General features: G+C 71.3%; 19 protein-coding genes. 14 read left to right on the top strand and 5 right to left on the bottom strand.

What is annotated here, in order from left to right:
* Positions 1 to 140: 140 nt before the first annotated feature.
* Positions 141 to 374, top strand: a complete 234-nt coding sequence (locus tag LZ198_RS38055) for a hypothetical protein (protein ID WP_253977060.1) — start codon at positions 141 to 143, stop codon at positions 372 to 374.
* A 55-nt stretch (positions 375 to 429) separates the two neighbouring features.
* Here LZ198_RS38055 and LZ198_RS38060 read toward each other — a convergent pair whose 3' ends face one another.
* The 3 genes from LZ198_RS38060 to LZ198_RS38070 form a co-directional block, all read right to left on the bottom strand.
* Positions 430 to 1,377, bottom strand: a complete 948-nt coding sequence (locus LZ198_RS38060; protein WP_253977061.1) for a hypothetical protein — start codon at positions 1,375 to 1,377, stop codon at positions 430 to 432.
* A gap of 101 nt (positions 1,378 to 1,478) precedes the next feature.
* A complete protein-coding gene (locus LZ198_RS38065; RefSeq protein ID WP_253977062.1) occupies positions 1,479 to 2,300 on the bottom strand; it encodes a TIGR02452 family protein in 822 nt (273 codons plus the stop codon).
* A 155-nt stretch (positions 2,301 to 2,455) separates the two neighbouring features.
* The gene (locus LZ198_RS38070) at positions 2,456 to 3,322 is read right to left on the bottom strand and encodes a hypothetical protein (RefSeq protein ID WP_253977063.1); all 867 of its coding nucleotides are present in this window, start codon (positions 3,320 to 3,322) and stop codon (positions 2,456 to 2,458) included.
* 241 nt (positions 3,323 to 3,563) lie between these two features.
* Here LZ198_RS38070 and gstA point away from each other — a divergent pair, with 241 nt between their 5' ends.
* The 6 genes from gstA (at position 3,564) to LZ198_RS38100 (ending at position 10,608) form a co-directional block, all read left to right on the top strand.
* Positions 3,564 to 4,172 carry a glutathione transferase GstA gene (gstA, locus tag LZ198_RS38075; protein WP_253977064.1) on the top strand — a complete coding sequence of 203 codons (609 nt, stop codon included), beginning with the start codon at positions 3,564 to 3,566 and terminating at the stop codon, positions 4,170 to 4,172.
* On the top strand, positions 4,169 to 4,528 hold the full coding sequence (locus LZ198_RS38080; protein WP_253977065.1) for a VOC family protein: 360 nt from the start codon (positions 4,169 to 4,171) through the stop codon (positions 4,526 to 4,528). Before gstA ends, LZ198_RS38080 begins: the two co-directional genes overlap by 4 nt.
* A gap of 230 nt (positions 4,529 to 4,758) precedes the next feature.
* Positions 4,759 to 5,844 carry a GIY-YIG nuclease family protein gene (locus LZ198_RS38085; RefSeq protein ID WP_253977066.1) on the top strand — a complete coding sequence of 362 codons (1,086 nt, stop codon included), beginning with the start codon at positions 4,759 to 4,761 and terminating at the stop codon, positions 5,842 to 5,844.
* Positions 5,845 to 6,012: 168 nt separating this feature from the next.
* Entirely contained in the window at positions 6,013 to 6,300 is a 288-nt protein-coding gene (locus tag LZ198_RS38090) for a hypothetical protein (protein WP_253977067.1), read from the top strand.
* A gap of 154 nt (positions 6,301 to 6,454) precedes the next feature.
* Positions 6,455 to 7,840 carry an ammonium transporter gene (locus tag LZ198_RS38095; protein WP_253977068.1) on the top strand — a complete coding sequence of 462 codons (1,386 nt, stop codon included), beginning with the start codon at positions 6,455 to 6,457 and terminating at the stop codon, positions 7,838 to 7,840.
* Between the two features lie 227 nt (positions 7,841 to 8,067).
* Complete coding sequence (locus LZ198_RS38100) at positions 8,068 to 10,608, top strand: hypothetical protein (RefSeq protein ID WP_253977069.1); 2,541 nt, start codon at positions 8,068 to 8,070, stop codon at positions 10,606 to 10,608.
* A gap of 108 nt (positions 10,609 to 10,716) precedes the next feature.
* On the opposite strand, the gene LZ198_RS38105 is transcribed toward LZ198_RS38100, so the two are convergent.
* A complete protein-coding gene (locus LZ198_RS38105) occupies positions 10,717 to 11,358 on the bottom strand; it encodes a hypothetical protein (RefSeq protein WP_253977070.1) in 642 nt (213 codons plus the stop codon).
* A 222-nt stretch (positions 11,359 to 11,580) separates the two neighbouring features.
* On the opposite strand from LZ198_RS38105, the gene LZ198_RS38110 reads away from it, so the two are divergent.
* Positions 11,581 to 12,117, top strand: a complete 537-nt coding sequence (locus LZ198_RS38110) for a hypothetical protein (protein WP_253977071.1) — start codon at positions 11,581 to 11,583, stop codon at positions 12,115 to 12,117.
* A 66-nt stretch (positions 12,118 to 12,183) separates the two neighbouring features.
* Positions 12,184 to 13,212: an alpha/beta hydrolase family protein gene (locus LZ198_RS38115; RefSeq protein WP_253977072.1), complete on the top strand. Its 1,029-nt coding sequence runs from the start codon at positions 12,184 to 12,186 to the stop codon at positions 13,210 to 13,212.
* Positions 13,213 to 13,521: 309 nt separating this feature from the next.
* Here the strand turns inward: LZ198_RS38115 and LZ198_RS38120 are convergent, their stop codons facing one another.
* Entirely contained in the window at positions 13,522 to 14,205 is a 684-nt protein-coding gene (locus LZ198_RS38120; RefSeq protein ID WP_253977073.1) for a GNAT family N-acetyltransferase, read from the bottom strand.
* Between the two features lie 163 nt (positions 14,206 to 14,368).
* Between LZ198_RS38120 and LZ198_RS38125 the strand changes: the two genes are divergently transcribed.
* The 5 genes from LZ198_RS38125 to LZ198_RS38145 all read left to right on the top strand — a co-directional run.
* On the top strand, positions 14,369 to 16,345 hold the full coding sequence (locus LZ198_RS38125; RefSeq protein ID WP_253977074.1) for a serine/threonine-protein kinase: 1,977 nt from the start codon (positions 14,369 to 14,371) through the stop codon (positions 16,343 to 16,345).
* Positions 16,346 to 16,411: 66 nt separating this feature from the next.
* Positions 16,412 to 17,215: a hypothetical protein gene (locus LZ198_RS38130; protein ID WP_253977078.1), complete on the top strand. Its 804-nt coding sequence runs from the start codon at positions 16,412 to 16,414 to the stop codon at positions 17,213 to 17,215.
* A 16-nt stretch (positions 17,216 to 17,231) separates the two neighbouring features.
* A complete protein-coding gene (locus LZ198_RS38135; protein ID WP_253977075.1) occupies positions 17,232 to 18,056 on the top strand; it encodes a hypothetical protein in 825 nt (274 codons plus the stop codon).
* Positions 18,057 to 18,240: 184 nt separating this feature from the next.
* Positions 18,241 to 18,708 carry a nucleoside deaminase gene (locus LZ198_RS38140; RefSeq protein ID WP_253977076.1) on the top strand — a complete coding sequence of 156 codons (468 nt, stop codon included), beginning with the start codon at positions 18,241 to 18,243 and terminating at the stop codon, positions 18,706 to 18,708.
* A 22-nt stretch (positions 18,709 to 18,730) separates the two neighbouring features.
* The coding region (locus LZ198_RS38145; RefSeq protein ID WP_253977077.1) for a hypothetical protein at positions 18,731 to 19,867 on the top strand (1,137 nt) is incomplete at its 3' end.

Raw genomic sequence — 19,867 nt, forward strand, 5'->3', positions numbered from 1 at the left:
CTCCGATGTGGATCGAGACCATCATCATGCCCCGGGAAGAGCCAGGGCTCCGACCAGCCTCGCCCTCCCGGGACCGAAGGGCCGTGCTCAAGGCAGCCGGGGAGGAGAGTCAGGCCCTCCGGGACTCCGTGGTGGGATTCTTGAGCACACACCACCTGCTGGATGCGGTGAGGTGGATCAGCGAGCCGGGCTTTTTTCCCCTCGTCACCCTGCACTGCACCGACCGCGCCCTGGAGAAACTCCGGGAGGCCGCCGAGTTCGTCGTGGGCTGCGCGGCGCCCGTGGACACGTATTCACCGCTCGTCCCCACCGAGTCCGACCTGTCGTCGGAGCCCGCGCCCATGGCGCTCCCCATGATGGCGCGCCACTTCTGACGTCGCCACCGGCCCGGCGACCTCGCTTTCGAGAGGCCCCCCAGGCCCCAGGGCTTCAGGCCCACCCCGAGGCGTCCGACACCTCCGCCTCACCGATGAACAGCCCCAGCATCACCAGCCGCTCCGCCACCTGGAGCGCGGCGCCGTGCGAGGGCGTCAGGAGCACGGCCATCGCCTCCTCCGCCGTCTCCATGCGGGCCATGGCCTCGAGCCACTCCGGCGCCTGCCGCCCGCCCGCCACGTCCGGCGACGCCACCTCCCAGACCCAGTCCCGCGCCCCCTGACGCAGCCGCTCCGCCTCCTCCGCGGTGAGCACGAGCACCACCGTGTCGCCGTGCGCCGCGGACCGCGGATGCAGTTGGCGCAGCGGCTCCAGCGCCCAGGGCGCCAGGGACGTGAGCGTCGCCTCGTAGACGTGACTCGTCGCGTCCTCCACCCGACCCCGGGTGCGCAGGGAGACCTCCCCCAGGAGCGCCGTGTGGACGAAGTCCTCGCGCCCGTCCGCGTCGTACGTGGTGAAGACGGACTCCTCGCGCCCAGTCCCACGCGCCCGGTCGAAGGACCACGCCCCCGTCACCCGGCGCACCGTCGCGAGCCGCCCCCCGCGGCCCTCCTCCGGCGGCACGCCGAGCGTCAGGAGCCGGCGACAGGCCTCCACCCCCTCGGGCCGGTCCACGCGGAAGTCCACCCGCCGGCCGGACCACGCCTGGACCTCTCCGGGCGGACCGGACACCGCGACGTCCTCCAGGCCCCCACCCGGCGCCAGCCCCGAGAGCAGCGCCGGGGGGCCCACGAGGACACGCACCGTGCCCGCGTCCACCCGCTGGATGGCGAGCGACGTCCCCCCCGCCCGCTCGACCTCCGTGTGTCCCGGCACGCCGGCCCAGCGTCCCAGCGCCTCGAACAGGCCCACGAGCGGCGTCTCCACGAACGCCGCGCCGTGCACCACCCGCGTCTGTCCCACCCGCGGGTCCCCTCGACCGCGTCCCAGCTCCCCCAGCATGTGACTCCCCCTGAAATCACCAGCCCGGGAGTTGTCTCGCGAAACCGGGGACGCGTGGGATTAAGCCGAGTTAAATCCGCCGTCCGCGCCCGGCGGGGGGCTCACCCGAAGAACTCGCGGAAGGCGCGCAGGTTGGGCCCGTCGCCGCCCCGCTCGTACACCGCGAACACCACGCGCTCGAAGGCCCCCGGCAGCGACTCCAGCGCCCGGGCGAAGGCGCGCGCCACCTCCGTCGGGTCGTTGCGGAACACGCCACAGCCCCACGCCCCGAGCACCAGCGTGGTGTGGCCCTGGTGCGCCATCACCTGGAGCACCTTGCGCGCCCGGGCCCGCAGCACGCCCGGCAGCGCGTCCCGTCCGCGGCCCCCCTCCCGCTGCACCACCCCCGCGTTGGGCGCGGGCGCCGTCACGAGCGAGACGTGGAAGGGCTGCTCCAGCAGCGCCAGCGACTCGTCCCGGAAGAACGGCACGTCGGGGGAGTAGATGACGTGGTCCGTGTACAGCGCCGAGTGCTCCCAGCGGTTGGCCTCGTAGTACCCCGGCTGCGACAGGAGGCAGGTGTAGAGCGCCGAGCAGCGCGCCAGGTCCTCCTCCTGCGCCTTCGCGCCGCCCAGGAAGCCGCCGCCCGGGTTCTTCGCGGAGGCGAAGTTGAGCGCGACCACGCGCGCCAGTCCCTCCTCCTCCACCAGCCGCCGGGCCGCCTCGCCCGTCTTCTCCGCCGTCACCTCGAGGCGCGGTGGACGCGCGTCCTCGCGCGGCTCGGCGCCGCGCAGCCCCGAGAAGTCCTCCGGCCCGTAGAGCACCGTGCCTTCCACGGCGCGGGCCACGGCGTCCCGGAGGTCGACGCTCCTGCCGGACGGCGAGACGTACGTCCCACCCTCCATGATGCGCAGCGACTCCTGCGCCAATCCCTTCAACGACATGACCGCTCCCCGCGTGAGGTCCGGCACGACGGGCGGACCTCGCCCGGCCGGTTCGTGTCACTTACACACGAAGATGCCTCACGCCCCCTGACGGGGGCAATGTCCGCGAGCGGCGAAGCACGGGGGCCGCCCGCGGACCGGGGGTGGGCGAGGGGCTACTCGCAGCCGACGCGCTGGGTGTTGCTGATGGCCAGGTTGTCGATCCACGTCTCGGAGGCGGAGGGCCCCTGCGGGTGGACGAAGCCGTAGCCCACGGTGAAGCGCTCGAAGGAGCGCATGCCGATGTCGGTGAAGTTGTGGGCCTCCGCGCCATCCACGTAGACGCGCGCGTTGCCGTGGGTGGCGGACGCGCTCGCGCGGCGCACCTCCCACTCCAGACACACCCAGCGGCCGGTGGACATCCCCAGGTTGACCGGCGGGCCCTGGCGGTTCCACCCCTGCCCGGGGCGGCTGGACCAGTCATCCAGCGCGAAGCCCGTATCGCGGATGACCTGGAGCTCGATGCCGCCGAAGTCCGAGTTCTCGCTGGAGAAGAGCACGAAGAACGTGCCCATCTGCCCCGGGTCACCCGGCAGCGAGTTCATGAACACGTGCGCGCGCGCGAACAACTGCGTGCTGAACGGGGTGATGGTCTTGCTCCACTGGGCGAGCGCCTGACCGCCGCCCGTCTTCTCGTCGATGCCGTCCTTCGTCACCACGTGCAACGCGCCGGAGCCGTTGCGCGGCTTGGTGCCATCCGCCTGGATGGTGGCGTTCTGGACCAGCGGCTCCCAGCCGTTCGTCCCGTTGTCGAACGACTCACACAGGAACGCGTGCGACGGGCACGACGCCGTGCCGGTGCTGCCGCCGTCACCCGAGGGGCCACCACCGTCCGGCGTGCCCGAATCCGGCGCGCCCGAATCCGGCGTGCCCGAATCCGCCGTCCCGGAGTCCGGCGTCTCGTCGTCGTCACCGGAGCAGGCCGGCGTCATGCCCAGCGCCAGCAGCGCGGCGGGCAGCAGCCAAGTAGCTTTGAAACGCATAGGGGTCCTTCCGCACCGTCGCCTGACGGTGTCTGAGCAGGCGAGCAGAACTACCATTCCGGGAGTTCCCCGGGCAGCGGGGCCCCTCGGACCCAGGAGCCTGCCGCGTCCCACATGTCGCGCGCCGGGCGACCGACCGATTCTCGAGGGCTGAGGCGGCGTTCGAAACGGTGGCGCGCGGCGCCCGGACGTTGCAGAACTGCGCCCGCAAAAACCCCTTTCCCATGAGGAATGCGTGCCCATGAAGCTCTTCTACACTCCTGGAGCCTGTTCGCTGTCCCCGCACATCACCCTGCGCGAGGCGGGCCTGAGCTTCGAGGTCGAGAAGGTGGACCTGCGCACCAAGAAGACCGAGTCCGGTGCGGACTTCACCGCGGTGAACCCCAAGGGCTATGTGCCCGCGCTGAAGCTGGATGACGGCACGGTGCTGACCGAGGGTCCCGCCATCGTCCAGTACATCGCGGACCAGGCGCCCCAGTCGAAGCTCGCTCCCGCCAACGGCACCGTCGCGCGCTACCAGTTGCAGGAGGCGCTCAACTTCGTCTCCACGGAGCTGCACAAGGCGTTCAGCCCGCTGTTCAACCCCGCGTTCCCGGACGAGGGGAAGAAGATCTTCCGCGACCGCATCGCCGCGCGCCTGGCGACGCTGGACGCCCAGCTGAAGAAGAGCCCCTACCTCACCGGTGAGCAGTTCACCGTGGCGGATGCGTACCTCTTCACCGTGCTGAACTGGACCAGGCCCATGCAGATCGACCTGTCGCCGTACCCGGCGGTGGTCGAGTACCACGCCCGCGTGGCGGCGCGTCCGCAGGTCCAGGCCGCGATGGCCGCCGAAGGCCTGACGAAGTGACAGCGGGCTTCGTCAAGCTGCTCGTCTCGGACCCGGAGCGCTCGCGGGCGTTCTACGAGGCGCTCGGCTTCGAACGCACCCAGTACGAGCCGCCCTTCGTCCACCTGGTGTGGGCGGGGAAGGTGGACCTCTACCTCGTCGCCCCTCCGCCCCAGCTCAAGCTGGAGGGACGGCGAGGGCTGGGCGTGCTCGTGGGCTTCCGTACGGAGGGCCCCTCGGGGCTCGACGAGCTGCTGCTGCGCGCCCAGGCCCAGGGCGCCCTCGTGGAAGGTCCCACCGTGCAGCCCTGGCACACGCGCGAGGTCGTCATCACCGACCCGGACGGCTACCGGCTCAACTTCATCGAGCCCGCCTGACCGCGCGCGGCGGGTCGTCGCTGGTGGCCCCTCCGGGCCTCCGGCGACGCCTCCCGCCCCACCCCTTCGCGCCGCCGCGAGCGCGGGTCCGCCCGCTCGCCGTGAGCCCCACCGGGTCGCCCGCCCTCCGGCCTGCCGCGACCACTCGGCCCCACGACGTCCACGCCCCTGTGCCCGCGAGGTGTACGGTGCCCTGTCCGGCCCGCCGCCGTGACCCGCCTCCGCCGCACATGTCCTCCCGCGTCGCAGCCCTGCTCACCCACGTCCGCGAGAACGCGGAGAACCGGCCCGGCGTGTACCGGATGCTGGGGCCCTCGGGGGAGGTCCTCTACGTGGGCAAGTCCGTGCGGGTGCGCTCGCGGCTGCTCTCCTACTTCCGCGCGGACGCCCGGGAGAAGGCGGGGGAGATCATCGCCCACGCGCACCAGGTGGAGTGGGAGCACCAGCCCAGCGAGTTCGCGGCGCTGCTGCGGGAGCTGCGGCTCATCAAGCTCCACCGCCCGCCCTACAACGTCGAGCACAAGCGCGACCGCGACCACTGCTTCATCCACCTCACGCGCGAGGCCGTCCCCCGCCTGCACGTGGTGGGGCGCGTCACCGGCGCGAGCGGCGACTACTTCGGCCCGTTCCACGGCCACGGCGCCGTCTCCGAGGTCGTGCGCGCGGTGAGCGACCTGCTGGAGCTGCGCGACTGCGCCGCGGACACCCCCATGCGGCTGGCGGACCAGGGGCAGTTGTTCCCGCTGAAGCTCGAGCCCCTGTGCATGCGCGGCCAGCTCGCGCGCTGCCTCGCCCCGTGCGCCGGCCGCTGCACCCGCGCGGAGTACCACGCGCACGTCGCCCAGGCGCGCGCCTTCCTGGAGGGCACGTCCGACGCGCCGCTCCTGCTCCTGCACGAGCGCATGGCCCAGGCCGCCCGCCGCCTCCAGTTCGAGTACGCGGCGGAGCTGCGCGACAAGGCCGAGCGCCTGGACGCGCTGCGCGGGTGGATCGTCCGGCTCGGCGGCACGATGAAGCGCCTCTCCTTCGTCTACACCGTGCCCGGCCACGACGGGGAGGACCGCGTCTACCTCCTCCGCCGGGGCATCGTGCGGGACGAGCTGCCCGCGCCCCGCACCGCCGCGGAGCGGCGCGCCCTCGACGCCCGGACGCGCGCCCTCTTCGACCGCCCGGAGCCGGAGACCCTCGCCCTGCGCGCGCACGAGGCCCAGGAGGTCATGCTCGTCGCGCGCTGGTTCAGCCTCCACCCCGAGGAGTTCGAGCGCACCGTCGCCGCGAAGCCCTCGACGACCTCGGGCGACGCCTCTCCGACCTGAGGCGTCCGCTCCGCCCATCCGACCTCTCGCACCCGGTCCTACGCGCGCGAACGACTCCACGCGCGGATGGAATCCGGCGCGTCGCCTGGTGCGGCACGCACGCGCCACGAGCGAACGTCAGGGGCAGCGGCTATGACAGCGCCGATCCACACCTCGAGGGATGGACGCATGAAGACACGACTTCCGCTGGCCGCGCTCGCGGCCTGCCTTCTCGCCTCGACGACCGCGTGGGCGGCGGCCGTCACCGTGCGCTACTACAACCGCGACTCGCGCGACTACACCTGGGCCGCCGTGTGCAGCGGCGTGAAGACCCGCGTCACGTTCGGCAAGAGCCAGACCGCCTCCGTCACCATCCAGGGCTCCGGCCCCTGCACCGTCCAGACAGACGGGGGCCCCGTCGTCCTCAAGGGCGGCGAGAACCTCGACATCAAGAACGGCCGCATCCTCATCCAGTAGTTGGCGCCCCCAGGGATTCCGCTCCAGACCTCGAAACTAGGTCAAAAACCCGAGGATTTAGCCTCCGCACACAAACACCAAGCCTCCAGGTCGTTGAATCCGGCGTTGATCGGCCCCATACTGCGTTGCGTCAGGTCTTCCGGGTGGAGGCGCAATGAAGAAGTGGCTGGCAGTGGCCTTGCTGGTGGGGGTGGGAGTCGCGGGGATGCTGGTGACCCCGGCGGCGCAGGTGAAGCAGGGAGGCCCGCTCAACGCGGCGGACACCGCGTGGATCCTCACCGCGACGGCGCTGGTGCTGCTGATGACGCCGGGCCTGTCGTTCTTCTACGGCGGCATGGTGCGGACGAAGAACGTGGTGTCCACGCTGTTGCAGAGCTTCATCGCCATGGCGGTCATCAGCCTGCTCTGGGTGGTGGTGGGCTTCAGCCTGTGCTTCGGCGACAGCTTCCACGGCCTCATCGGCGACCCGCGGACCTTCTTCATGTTCAGCGGCGTGGGGGGTGAGACGCATCCGGACCTGGCGCCCACCATTCCCCTGCTGCTGTTCGCGCTGTTCCAGTTGAAGTTCGCCATCATCACCCCGGCGCTCATCACCGGCGCGTTCGCGGAGCGCGTGCGCTTCAAGGCGTACGTGCTCTTCATGGTGCTCTTCACGCTGTTCATCTACGCGCCGCTGGCGCACTGGACGTGGCACCCCGAGGGCTTCCTGCGCAAGCTGGGCGTGCTCGACTTCGCGGGCGGCACGGTCGTCCACATGTCCGCGGGCTTCGCGGCGCTGGCGGGCGCGCTGGTGCTGGGGCGCCGGCAGGTGCACCTGGAGAACACGTCGCACGCCCCCGCCAACCTGCCCTTCGTGATGCTGGGCACGGGCATGCTGTGGTTCGGCTGGTTCGGCTTCAACGCGGGCTCGGCGCTGGCGGCCTCGTCGCTGGCGACGCTCGCGTTCGCCACCACCAACACCGCGTCCGCCGCGGCGATGCTGGGGTGGATCGCCTTCGACTGGCTGCGCGGGCGCAAGCCCAGCGCCATGGGCGCGTGCGTGGGCGCGGTGGTGGGCCTGGTCGCGGTGACGCCCGCCGCGGGCTTCATCACCGTGGGCCAGAGCATCCTCGTCGGCCTCGTCGCCAGCTTCGTGAGCAACGCGGCGGTGTACTTCAAGAGCCGCACCGCCATCGACGACACGCTGGACGTCTTCCCCTGCCACGGCCTGGGCGGCGTGGTGGGCATGGTGCTCACCGGCGTGCTCGCCAAGGACGTGGGCCTGCTGTACGGCGAGACGACGACGTTCCTCATGCACATGATGGCGCTGGTGCTGGTGTCCGTCTTCTCCTTCGTCGGCTCGTACGTGCTCTACAAGGTCGTGGACCGCATCGTCCCGTTGCGCGTCACCCGCGAGGCGGAGGAGATGGGGCTCGACCTGAGCCAGCACGGCGAGACGCTCGGCGGCGAGTCCGTGCCCGCCCCCGTGGCGCCCGCCGCCGCGCCGGGCACCACGCCGAGCGAGCCGCACACCCGCTCGACGGAGCCGCTGCCCGCCTGAGCCGTCCCCGCCTCGCGCGACGCGGTGGAGCCCCCATCCGCGTCGCGCGGGACTGTTGACCAGCCGGTGTGTCGAGGCGGACGCGCTCCGCCTCCGCGCCGGACAGCGTGTGGTGCCGGACGCTCCCCTCGCTCCGGATGGGCCCGCCGCCACCGCGCCCCTAGGCTCGCTGCCCTCCCGGACGCCCACCCACGGGCCGTCCGTCCAGCGGTTGCTCGGGGGAAGCCATGGGCCCAGCTCACGTCATCCACGCCGCGCGCGTGCTGCTCGCGCTGGGACTCCTGGCGGCCTCACGCGACGCCGCGGGCTCGGGCCCGCCCACGCGCGAGGAGTACTTCCGCTTCGTCCCGCTGACCTATCCCCGCATCGTCCGGCAGACCGAGGCGAGCGTGGCCCTCTCGCTGTACGGCGACACGGCGGACCCGGCCTATCGCGACGAGGCCCCGCGTGACGGCATCGACGACCGGCGCCACCAGGTGCTCCAGGCGCTGGCCGTGCGCTTCGCGCCCATCATGGTGAGGAACACGTACACCTTCCCCATGGACCACAAGGTGTTCCGCGACCTGCCGGGGGGCCTGCTCCTCACGCTGGACACGTGGGACCTGGCCCAGCCCGGCGCGGTGCTGATGCGCAGCGACTCCATCAACTTCTCCTCCCTGGGCAAGCCCTGCCCGGAGGACGGCGTCCCGGAGTCCACCCTGCGCACCGCGAGCGCGGGCCGGGACGCGCGCGACGACTGCCGGCTGGTGGCGCTCCTCCAGGAGTTCCACCCGGACCACCCCACCCTGCCCCGCCTGGACCGGGACGCGGTGCCCGCCGAGCACGCCCCCTTCACGGTGATGTACTTCGACTTCCCCGGCTACGACCCGGCGACCTGGCACGCGGCGTACGCCGGCCCCACGCCGGACCAGATCGCGCGTCGATACCAGGGCTCGGAGAAGGTCTACGCCCACCCGTTCCTCGCGGAGGTGCGCGACTCGGAGAAGGGGCTGCTCGGCTACGAGCTGCTCATCCAGTTCTGGTTCTTCTATCCATTCAATGCCGGGGGCAACAACCACGAGGGCGACTGGGAGCACATCGGCGTGGTCATCTCCCCGCGGTCCGCGGTGGAGCGGGCGCTGTCCGAGGACGAGCTGCGGCGCATCCTCGCCGGTGAGTGGCCCGCGGACGGCGAGGACCCGCTGGTGCTCAAGCGCACCGAGTACATGTTCCACCACAACGCGATGGTGTTCGACTTCGCGAGCCCCAACGCCTACCAGCCGAGGGACGCGTGGCGCGCACAGGTGGAGGCGCGCCGCGACGACCGGCCGGGCCAGGAGTCGTTGCTGGAGCGGGTGCGCAGCTACGTCTGGGCGGACGCGGAGGAGCGCGTCATCAACACGCACCCCATCGCGTACATCGGCGCGGACTCGAAGGGCCTGGAGCAGCTGCTCGCCGCGCCCGGGCCCCATGGGAGGGAGTCGCACGCCACATATCCCCTTCCCGGCGTCTTCAAGGGCGTGGGCCCGGCGGACTCCACGGAGAAGGTCCCCAAGCACTTCAAGCACCAGGACTTCCTCACGTTCCCGGACAGGCCCCTCCCCGAGGACGTGGTGCGCTACGACCGCGCGGAGCGCATCGAAATCGTCCCCGACTGGGAGCGCGTCTACGACCTGGCCATCGTCGACCCACAGGTGCGGCGCGAGTGGTCGTGGCTGGTGTTGCCCTTGCGCTGGGGCTATCCCTCCGCCGCATCACCCCTGGCGGGCATCGTCGCGCACGCGGACGAGGGCAACCTCTCCATCACCGGGCCCGCCTTCAGCGAGGGCTGGAACCGCCCCGCCCCCAACGCGGGCTTCACCGCGTACGTGCCGAGCGAGCTGCCCTGGTTCTTCCCCCTGGACGTCCAGGACGACTTCTCCAACAACCTGGGGTTCCTCAACGGGCCGGTGGCGGTGCTCATCAGCCTGCCGCCGCTGGACTTCGTCTACCGGGTGCTGGGGTTGCCGGTGCGCGCCGCGGTGGAGAAACACGAGCCGGTGTACACGCCCGCCACCAGCCTCCCCCGGCGACGCATGAGCGTGGAGGCGGGCCTCAGCATCCAGTTGTTGGACAGCGACTTCGCGGCGCTGCTGCTGAACGACCGTCAGTTCGCCGAGTGGGGACCGCAGCTCCTGGCCGCGGATCCATCCGTCGAGGGCTCGGCGGCCGCCTTCGTGCGACCGGTGGTGGACACGGCCGTCTCCGCCACGCTGAAGGTGAGCTTCTACCTGGGCAATCACTTCACGTCGGAGAACACGCTGCTGCACTCGCGCAGCACGCTGGGGCTCGACGTGCCCCTGGCGAACGGCCTCTCCACGTTCCAGGTCCGCACCCGGCTCGACATGTGGGAGTACGCGGGCAGCATCCGCTACAACCTCCTGCCCGGCGGCTTCCAGCCCTACGTGAAGGTCGGCTACGGGTTGACGTGGTACCGGCTGGAGGATGGCACGGTGAATGGCCAGCGCATGGCGAACCCGAACTCGTACTGGGTGCGGCTGCCCGGCTTCTTCCGCAACCTGTGGCCCAACACCTTCCACTTCGGCGTGGGGTTCGACGTCATCCTCGTGAAGGGGTTCTTCCCCGGGCTGCCCGGACTGGGAGGAGGCCTGAGGGCCGGCTACGCGCTGTCCCGCCACGAGCTGGGAGTGAAGGCCCAGTCCTCGCCAGGCGCGTTCACCGGTTTCGTCACCGCGCCCGTCCACGTGTACCGCAACACCTTCGAACTCCTGGGGACGCTGAGCTTCTAGCGGCCCACACGCGAGCAGACGTGCGAAGGCCCGGGGCGAGCGACATCGACGTCACGCCCGTCCCCATGGGTCGGCGCTCCCAGGTCGCGGTCCGCGAGTCACCAGGACTCACTGGTTGACGAAGAACAACCCCGTCGCGCGGACCCCGAACTCGCCGGTCTCCTTGCCGGACGCCGCCTTGTCGAACACCTGGACCGAGGAGCAGGCCGGGTCCCGGTAGTGGATGGTCACCTTGGGGAACTCGCCTCGCACGACGCTGTCGACCACCACCACGTGGTTCGGGTCCTTGAGGATGGCGAAGGCGGGCCGGCGGTCGCTCACCACGGTCGCCAGACGCTTCTGGTACATCTTCTGGACGTCCAGGGTCCTGTTGCGCCAGTAATGGGTCTGCTTGAACAACTGGTTCATGACCTTGGGAATGGCCTCGACACTGGCACCGAGCGCCTTGTCGTAGGCCTTCAGGTCCCCGAAGACATCGACGATGGCATCGAACCCCACGTCCTCGCTGGTGATGGTGATGAAGGCCATGCGCACCGCGGCCAGGGCGCAGTCCCTGGGCGCGCGTTGGCGGAACACCGGTCGCAGCGTCCCCTCTTCGATGATGACCACCTTGCCGTCACCGTCGTCCGACTCCTCGAAGAGGACCTTGTCGCCGGTCTTCCCTTCGACCGCGGAAGCCAACGTGAAACTCTTGCGGCTCACGTCCTCGATGATGGTGCTGCCTCCGCTGATCTTCCCGACCATGGGCATGTGCGTATCCCCCCCGTGACGAACAAGCGCCGCACGCAACTGCACACGCCATGCCCCGGGTATCACTCCATCAAGACCCAGCGCCTCGGTCGCGCCCCGCCTGTCGAGAGCGTCCGCGCGCGACGCACCCGCGTCTCGAGGGGAAGCACCCGGGCCCCAGGCGCGGGTTCGCGACAGGTCGGCTCGCACACGTAGGCTCGCCGCACGAAAGGAATGCGCCACATGGGGTTCCGCCTCAGCTGGGTCGCCGTGAAGGGAATCACGCCCGCAAGGGCACTGGAGGAGCTGGGGCTGGTGGATACGGGCTGGAAGTTGCGGGACTTCCACGAGAGCCCCTACGCGGGCGCGAAGACGGAGGCGGGCTGGTACGTCATCGTCTGCAAGGAGGGGTGGAGCCCCGTCCTGGAGGAAGGCGCGCTGCTCGCCCTCTCGAGACAAGCGGACGTGCTGGCGGGTGACCTCGACGAGGCCGTGATGAGCTCCCGCGCCTCGGCCTACCGCGGCGGCGCCAAGTGCTGGGAGCTCATCCACGACCCGGGCGAGGGCCGGGAGCATCTCCTGGTGACCGGGACCCCACCGGACTGCCTCGCGGAGATTCGAGAGCGCCACCTCCAGAAGCAACGCACGGGCAAGCCGAACGTGGACGCCGTCTTCGACGTCCCCCTCGAGGTCCTGCGCTCCCTCGCGGGCTTCCGCCACGACCGCAATCCTCCTGGCAACATCGAAGCCTTCTCGGACCTCGAACCGGGGAAGTCGTAACGAGGCCCCGCGCCAGGCGAGCGTGGCGCCCGTGCAATATCCCCGGCCCCTGGACGTTCCCTGGCCATGTCGCCCTCGGACCTGTTCCTTCGACTCCAACGCCTCGCCCCCCTCGCCCTGCTGCTCGCGCTGTCGGCATGTGCCACCGGGACGCGGGGCGTGGGCTATCGCGAGCTGACGATGAAGGACCCCGTGGGAGGCGGCCCCATGAAGGGCGTCGTCTTCTATCCGTCCCCGCGGTCCTCCGGCGCCGTCGACCACGACCTCGCGCGCGTCGAGGCGAGCCAGGACCTGGAGCCCGAGCCGGGTCGGCATCCGCTGGTGCTCGTCTCACACGGCCATGGCGGTACACGCTGGGGACACAGCGACCTGGCCACCGCGCTCGCGCGCCGGGGCTTCGTCGTCGCCGCGCTCGACCATGCGGGAAACACGTATGGGGACAACGAGCGCGCGGGCTCGGACGAGGTGTGGCTCGGCCGCGCCCTCCAGGTGCGCGCGCTGCTGGACTCCGTGCTCGGGGATGCCGTGATGGGCCCACGCGTCGACCCCGCGCGCGTGGGGGCCATGGGCTTCTCCATGGGGGGCTACACCGTGCTGCTGCTCGCGGGCGCGGTGCCGGACCTCGACCGCTTCGAGCCCGCCTGCGCGCTCGAGGTGAACCGGCAGTCCGAGCTGTGCACCGACCTGAGCGAGGTGCGCCGCACCAACCGCCCGGAGCTGCGCGCCACCGCGGAGCCCCGGGTGCGCGCCGTCTTCTCCATGGCTCCCGTCGGAATCCCCTTCGATGCGCGGGGCCTGCGGGACGTGACCGTCCCCGTCAGGCTCTACGCGGCGGAGGAGGACGTGGTGCTCCCCATCAGCTCCAACGCCGTGAACGTCCGCGACAGCCTCCCACGGCCACCGGAGTACACGACCCTGCCTCGCGCGGGGCACTACGTGTTCCTCGCGCCCTGCCGGGAGAAGATGGTCGCCGTCGTCCCCGAGCTGTGCGTGGACCCCACGGGCGTGGACCGCGTGAAGCTCCACCAGCAGCTGGCGGACGACGCCGAGCGCTTCTTCCGCCGCACGCTCACGACCACCGGGCAGGAGCGCTGACACCCACCGTCGGGGCCACCTTCGCAGAGCCGCGTCACCATCCGGAGCCACCGACGACCGCCAGCGCCACACATCCTCCGTGGCCGACTGCCCGCCACGCGGAAACGCCAGCCCCGCCCTCCGCGCCGGATCCTTCTCATCCTCGCAACCAACGCGAGTCGGCGCCGGCCTCACGTCAGGCATCAGCGCCACTTCCGCCAGCAGGGCTCGCCGCGAGAGTGCCTCGGCGCCGCTCGACTCGCGACGCGGCGCTGGCCTCACGTCGGGCATCAGCGCCACGCCTTCGACCACGGCCTCCGCGAGGGCGCCTCAGCTCCCCTTCTTCGCGGACTTCGCCGTGGGCGTGCGGCCCCGCCGCGCCCCGCCGCGCGTGTTGGGCGAGGCCGGCGTGGGCCCGGTGGCGGGCGTGGCCGCGCCCTCTTCGGCCGGCTTCAGCTTGCGCTTGATGCGGCGCGGCGGAAGCAGGTCCGGCTCTCCCGGCACCTTCTGCGCGAGGAAGATGGCCGCATCCAGCTTGTAGAACGTCCGGGCCCGGTACCACGCCAGGGCGGACTCGTTGTTCTCCGCCACCTCCAACACCAGGTGCGTGCAGCCGCGCGTCCGGGCCAGGTGCTGGAGCTGATCCAGCATGAAGCTGCCCACCCCGCGCCCCTGGTAGTTGGGGTGCACCGCCAGCTCCTCCACGAAGAGCGGCCGCATGCCCCGCTTCTCGAACCAGCGCGGGTTCACCCAGTTGTCGTCTCCCGTCGCCTCGTAGGCGCACTCGGAGTAGCCGACGATCTCCCCGTCCACCTCATACAGCAACTGCTCGATCCACTCGGAGGTGTAGACCTCCATGAAGCGGCGCTTCGAGCGAGGGCGCTGGTACTCGACCGTCTCCCGATTGACGTCTCGGAAAACGAGTTTGAGGAACTCCCAGGTGCGGTTCAGGTCACGGCGGTGGATGCGGCGGACTCGGACCTCGAGGGCGTCCTGAGAAACGGCTTTCGTCATACAACCTGCTTCCTTAGCAGGCTGGCGGAAAGCCACCAGCGGTTCCAGCGGGCGGGGAGGGGCTCCGTCCGGAATCCCGCCTCGGGAGGGTTGCCTCATGGCAGGGTGGGAGGATGGAATGGGGCTGAACACCCCATGGAACCCCAGTGCGAGCCCCATCCCCATGAGCCGACCGTCTGACGGCGACCTCGACATCGACTCAGTCCTGAGAAACACCTACAAGGTCGTCTCCCTCCTTGGGCGCGGGGGGATGGGCTCGGTGTATCTCGCCCAGCACCTGCGCCTCCCCGGCAAGCAAGTCGCGGTGAAGGTGCTGCGCGGCGGCGACCACCTGACGCCCGAAATCTTCGCGCGCTTCCGGCGGGAGGCCGAAATCGCCTCCCGGTTGGGACACCCCAACATCGTCGAGGTGCTCGACTACGACACCCTGGACGACGGGACGCCGTTCCTCGTGCTGGAGTTCCTGCGGGGCGAGAGCCTCCAGGCCCGGCTCGAGCGCGGACGGCTGCCGCTGTCGGACGTCATGTCCTTCGCCCGGCAGATGGGCTCCGCGCTCCAGGCCGCGCACGCGGCGGGCATCGTCCACCGCGACCTCAAGCCCGCCAACGTCTTCCTCATCCCCACCGACTCCGGGGGCGTGGTGGCCGAGCGGCTCAAGCTGCTCGACTTCGGCATCTCCAAGGTCCTCGACTCCGGGACGGTGCAGACCCAGGAGGCGACGCTCATCGGCACGCCGCAGTACATGTCGCCGGAGCAGGCCCAGGGCCGCAACAAGGAGATCGACGCGCGCACGGACATCTTCGCGTTCGGCTGCATCGTCTACGAGATGATGACCGGCACGCCCGCCTTCGGCGCCGGCGGCATCGCGCAGATGATCTTCCGCGTCGTCTACGAGCCGCCCGCGCCGCTCGCCCCGCTGTGTCCGGAGGCCCCGCCGCACGCCATCGCCGCGGTGGACCGCGCGCTCGCCAAGAAGGCCGAGGAGCGCTACCCGGACGTCGCCGCCTTCGTCGCGGACCTGACCGGCAGCCCCCTGCAGACGCTCACCCCGTCCGCGGGCACGTACTCGGTGGGCACCCGCTCGGGCGCCTCGCCCTCCGGCGTCGCGCTGCCCTCGGACGGCCCGCCGTCGCTGTCCTCCACGCTGCCTCCCGGCTCCGCCGCGTCGCGGCCCGTCCCGGAGCACGGCTTCGACGCCACGATGGCGCCGGGCACCGGCCGCACCAGCGGCATCCAGCCTCCGGCCGCGTTCGCCAGCGGTGGCACCGGGCAGATGGGCCTCGTGCAGCCCCAGCCCACGCCCGCCGCGTTCGCCAGCGGTGGCACCGGGCAGATGGGCCTCGTGCAGCCCCAGGCCGCGCCGCTGATGGACCCGCCGGGCCTGGAGCCGACGCTCATCTCCAAGCAGGTCGTCGCGGTGGGTCCGCCGGTGGCCGCCGTCGCCCCGCACACCGTGGTGCCCGTCCCGGTGCCCACCGTGGCGCCCGCCGTCGCGACCGCGCCGCCCCCGGTCGCCGCGCCGCCCGAGAAGAAGCGCGCGCCGGTGGCGGCCATCGTCGCGGCCTGCCTCATCGTCGTGGCCGGCGTGGGCTTCTGGGCCACGCGCCCCCCCGCCAGCGCGAACCCGACCGGCGGCGGGCCCACGGCGCCCACGCCCACGACTCCGACGCAGGTGGCCTCGCCCCCCCCTCCGCCGACCCAACCCACCGCCGTGGCGACCCCGCCGCCGACGACGCCCCAGACGAACCCCGGCCCCACCGACGAGCCGCACACCGATCCGGACGTCGCGCCTCCGAACGCCCTGCCCACCATCGCCACGACGAGCCCGACGCCGCCGCCGTCCACGCGCCCGAGCTCGCGCCCGGAGGTGCCGGAGAAGTTGTCGGACGAGGTCCGTAAGCTCCTGGACGACGCGGAGCGCGCCCTGACGGGAGGAGACACGACGGAAGCCATCCGGTTGGCTCGGAGCAGTCAGCGAAGGGAACCCAAGAACATCCCACAGGCGTCCTATTCGCTGCTCACCCGGGCCTTCTGCCGCCAGGGGGACCTGAGCAACGCGAAGGCCCAGTGGCCCAAGGTCACCCGGGCGGAACAGGCCAAGGTCCGGAAGTACTGCAAGCAGCACGACATCGAGCTCTGAGGTCGGGCTCCGAACGAGGGTCGCCCGAGGGGGGGCCCGCATCACGAGGTGAATCGCTTGAGACACATGGTCGCGGTATTCGTCACGGCGCTCACGCTGGGGGCCACCCCCAGCCTGGCGGGCGCCCCCGTCGAGGCGGGCAAGGTCTACTCCGGCGCCGAGGGCGAGGAGGTCGCCGTCATCCCGCTGACGCCCCGGGAGTCGAAGAAGTACATCCTGCGCGTGAAGGGCACGGGTTCGCCCATCGACGGCAAGGTGCTGCCCTTCGACCTCAAGGACTACAGCACCAGCAGCTCGCTCCAGCACAACTACGTCACCCAGTGGGGCGGGCGTGGCTACACCGTGCTGTACGTGCGCAACTCGAACTACGAGCTGTACGTCCCCGGCCGCGGCAAGGAGATCCGCGTCAGCTTCGACGAGAAGCGCACCCAGGCGCTCAAGCCGGAGGAGGTCTACAAGGAGCACCAGAAGCAGGACGCGGACGGCACGCTGAAGAAGCTGATGGCGTTCGACCGCGCGGGCGAGTCCGCCCGTCACGACAAGGACTTCGCGGAGACGCTGCGGGAGATGAACACCGCGTGCGGCGCGTCCGTGGCCGCGAGCATCGACTGGAAGAGCGTCAGCGACGACCAGCTCAAGGAGCTGAGCATCTCCGGCTACTGCGAGCCGCCGCTCGAGTCGCTCAAGCAGCTGTGCGACGCCTCCAACGTGGCGAAGAAGACCGTGCAGGCGCGCGTGAAGCAGATCACCTGCCGCCTCGGCGACAGCCTGGACCCGAAGCTCGACGCGGACCGCCTCATCTGGACGACCACCCGTGACGCCTCCAATCAGCAGGACTTCGCCACGAAGTTCTTCAAGACGACCCTGTAGTCCCCGAGAGCCTTCGATGAACTTCCAGCGTCTCGCCGCCGTGGCGGTGTCCTTCGCTTGCAGCACGACCCTGGCCGCCGAGTCCAACCTCCAGCCCCCCTGGGGCACGGAGCAGAACCTGGGCCAGAAGATGGTGATGGAGGCCACGTCCGTCTGCGCGGACGGCAAGGGCCACTACGTCGTCCTCTCTCCCGACGAGGAGACCAACGGGACCCACCTCTTCTACGGGGACGGCAAGAACTTCACCCAGGTGGACCGCATCCCGTACACCTCGGGCGCCAGCTTCCTGGACCCGCGCTTCTTCAACAAGTCCGCCAACCCCAACTTCCGGGGCATCGACTACCGGGTGGTCTCCGAGGTGGAGCTGGAGCGCAAGGAGAAGAAGTGCTCCCTGCGCTGCGGCGACAAGACCATCCCCCTCACCATCATGGAGCCGGAGGCCGGCGCGGACCTGCTGCGCAAGGCGTCCTACGCCCCCAGCCCCAACCAGTTCGCGCCGTACGCGCTCCTGCGTGACACCAAGGGCAACTACTACTTCGTGGACCGCGGCGCGAAGCCCACCGAGCAGAAGAACTTCCGCGTCTTCATCGGGCCGCGCGGCAGCCTCAAGCCGCAGAAGATGACCAACGTCATCGCGGACTCGGAGGGAGAAATCTTCTCCACCAAGAAGGGCGACCTGCGGCTGGTGCTCGACAAGTCCAAGTCGTCGGTGTGGATCGAGAACACCAAGAAGTCGCTCGACCTGCGCCAGGTGCCCGTCGAGGAGAACCTGCCGCTCATCTACAACGACCTGGGCGTCTACGAGGGCATCCGCCTGGGCACGCCCTGCGACGACCAGTAGTCACGAACACCTGATTCATCCCGCGCCCGCCCCCGGAAGAAGGCCCGGCCCTCTCCGGGGGCGGTACCGCGCCGGGCCGCCAGGGGTCGAGGAGCCGAAACACGACGTCGCGCCTCCCCCTGGAACCGTGGCGCTCCCTCCTCCCCGCCGTTAGGTTGCCGCCCCCGAACACGGAGGCAGGCCCATGCGTCCCGAGGAGACACGGTTCCTTCACCAGGCCATCGACGCGGCCCGCCGCGCGGGCGCACGGGGCAACCAGCCCTTCGGCGCGGTGCTGGTGGACGCGGCGGGGAAGGTGCTGCTGGAGGGCGAGAACACCGCCGTCACCGAGCGCGACTGCACCGGCCACGCGGAGGCCAACATCATGCGGGAGGCGACCAGGCGCTATCCCCCGGACGTGCTCGCCAGCAGCACGATGTACGCGAGCACGGAGCCGTGCGCGATGTGCGCGGGCGCCATCTTCTGGGGCGGCGTGGGCCGCGTCGTCTTCGCGCTGTCGTCGGCGGAGTTCGGGAAGATGGTGGGTGACAAGCGGGCCGGCCTCTTCATGTCGTGCCGCGAGGTCCTCGAGCGGGGCAGCCGTCCCACCCAGGTCGAGGGCCCGGTGGACCTGAGGGAAGCGCGCGACGTCCACGCGGGCTTCTGGAAATAGGCCACTTGCCTGGCCCTGGCGGTTGCGCAAGCCTTCCCGCACCGCCGTGAACCTCCCCCGCTACTTCATCCCCCACGCCGCCACGCCGCCGGAGCCCGTCTCCTCGGACGCCACCGCCATCACGCACGTGGTGGACACCTTCCACCTGGAGTCGACCCAGGTGCTGGAGCCCGAGTGGCTGGTGGGCATCGACGCGCTGGGGGGGCTGCACGTCGTCCCCGCGAGCGAGCGCGGCCTCCTGCCCGCGTCGGCGCTGGCGCAGCTGGCGCACCACGAGGTCGCCTCCGGGCGCACGCCCCGGCGCATCGCCGCGTCGGAGCTGTTCTTCTTCGCGGTGGAGCTGGTGGAGCACCCCGCCGACGCGGAGGGCTTCAACGACCCCGTGTACCTCTACGGACACCTGTCCGGCCCCTGGCCCGGGAGCGCCCCCCAGCGGGTGCCGGGGCAGCTCACGGTGACGCGCGGCGACGTGCTCGCGGGGCTGGTGCAGGGCGCGCAGGACGCCTTCCACTACACGCCGACGCCGGAGAGCCCCGCCGCGCCGCGCGGCTACCACGCGCTGTTGCCGGGGGACCGGCCGGACGTGCTCGCGGCGGGCCGGGGCGTGGTGCTGGCGTGGCCGGCGGTGCCTCCGGAGCTCCAGGTGGGCAACGCGTCCAACGGCCCCATGGTGTCGCGCGTCCTCCACGACGTGCTCGCCCAACTGCAGGAGGACGCGGCCGGACACCGGGGACCGGAGGCGTTGATCCGCATGGAGCTGCCGGTGCCCAGCCGCGCCATGGCCGTCGCGGAGCTGGAGCTGCGCGGCTACGAGGTGAAGGGCGACGTGGCCCTCCTCCGCCGGCAGCACCCCGGCCTGCTCACGCGCATGGCGGAGTGGCTGCGCGCGGAGAAGGTGAAGGTGCCGCGCGAGGCCGGGACGGTGGAGTTCCTCGACCTCGCCCGGCAGGCCCTGGCCGCCCTCCCGGGCTGGCCCACGGAGACGGAGCGGACGCTGCGCGCGCGGGTGCGCCAGGGCGGCGGCGTGCCCGTGTCCCCGCCCCTCCCCCGCCCCGTCTCGGCCGCGCCGCGTCCCCTGCCCCCTCGCGCGCCGCCGCGCGCGCCCCGCCCCGACGACTGGATGCGGGACTTCCTCGCGGAACACGAAGCGCGACAGCCC

The sequence above is a fragment of the Myxococcus dinghuensis genome, assembly GCF_024198235.1.
In the GTDB taxonomy this organism is placed as follows: domain Bacteria; phylum Myxococcota; class Myxococcia; order Myxococcales; family Myxococcaceae; genus Myxococcus; species Myxococcus dinghuensis.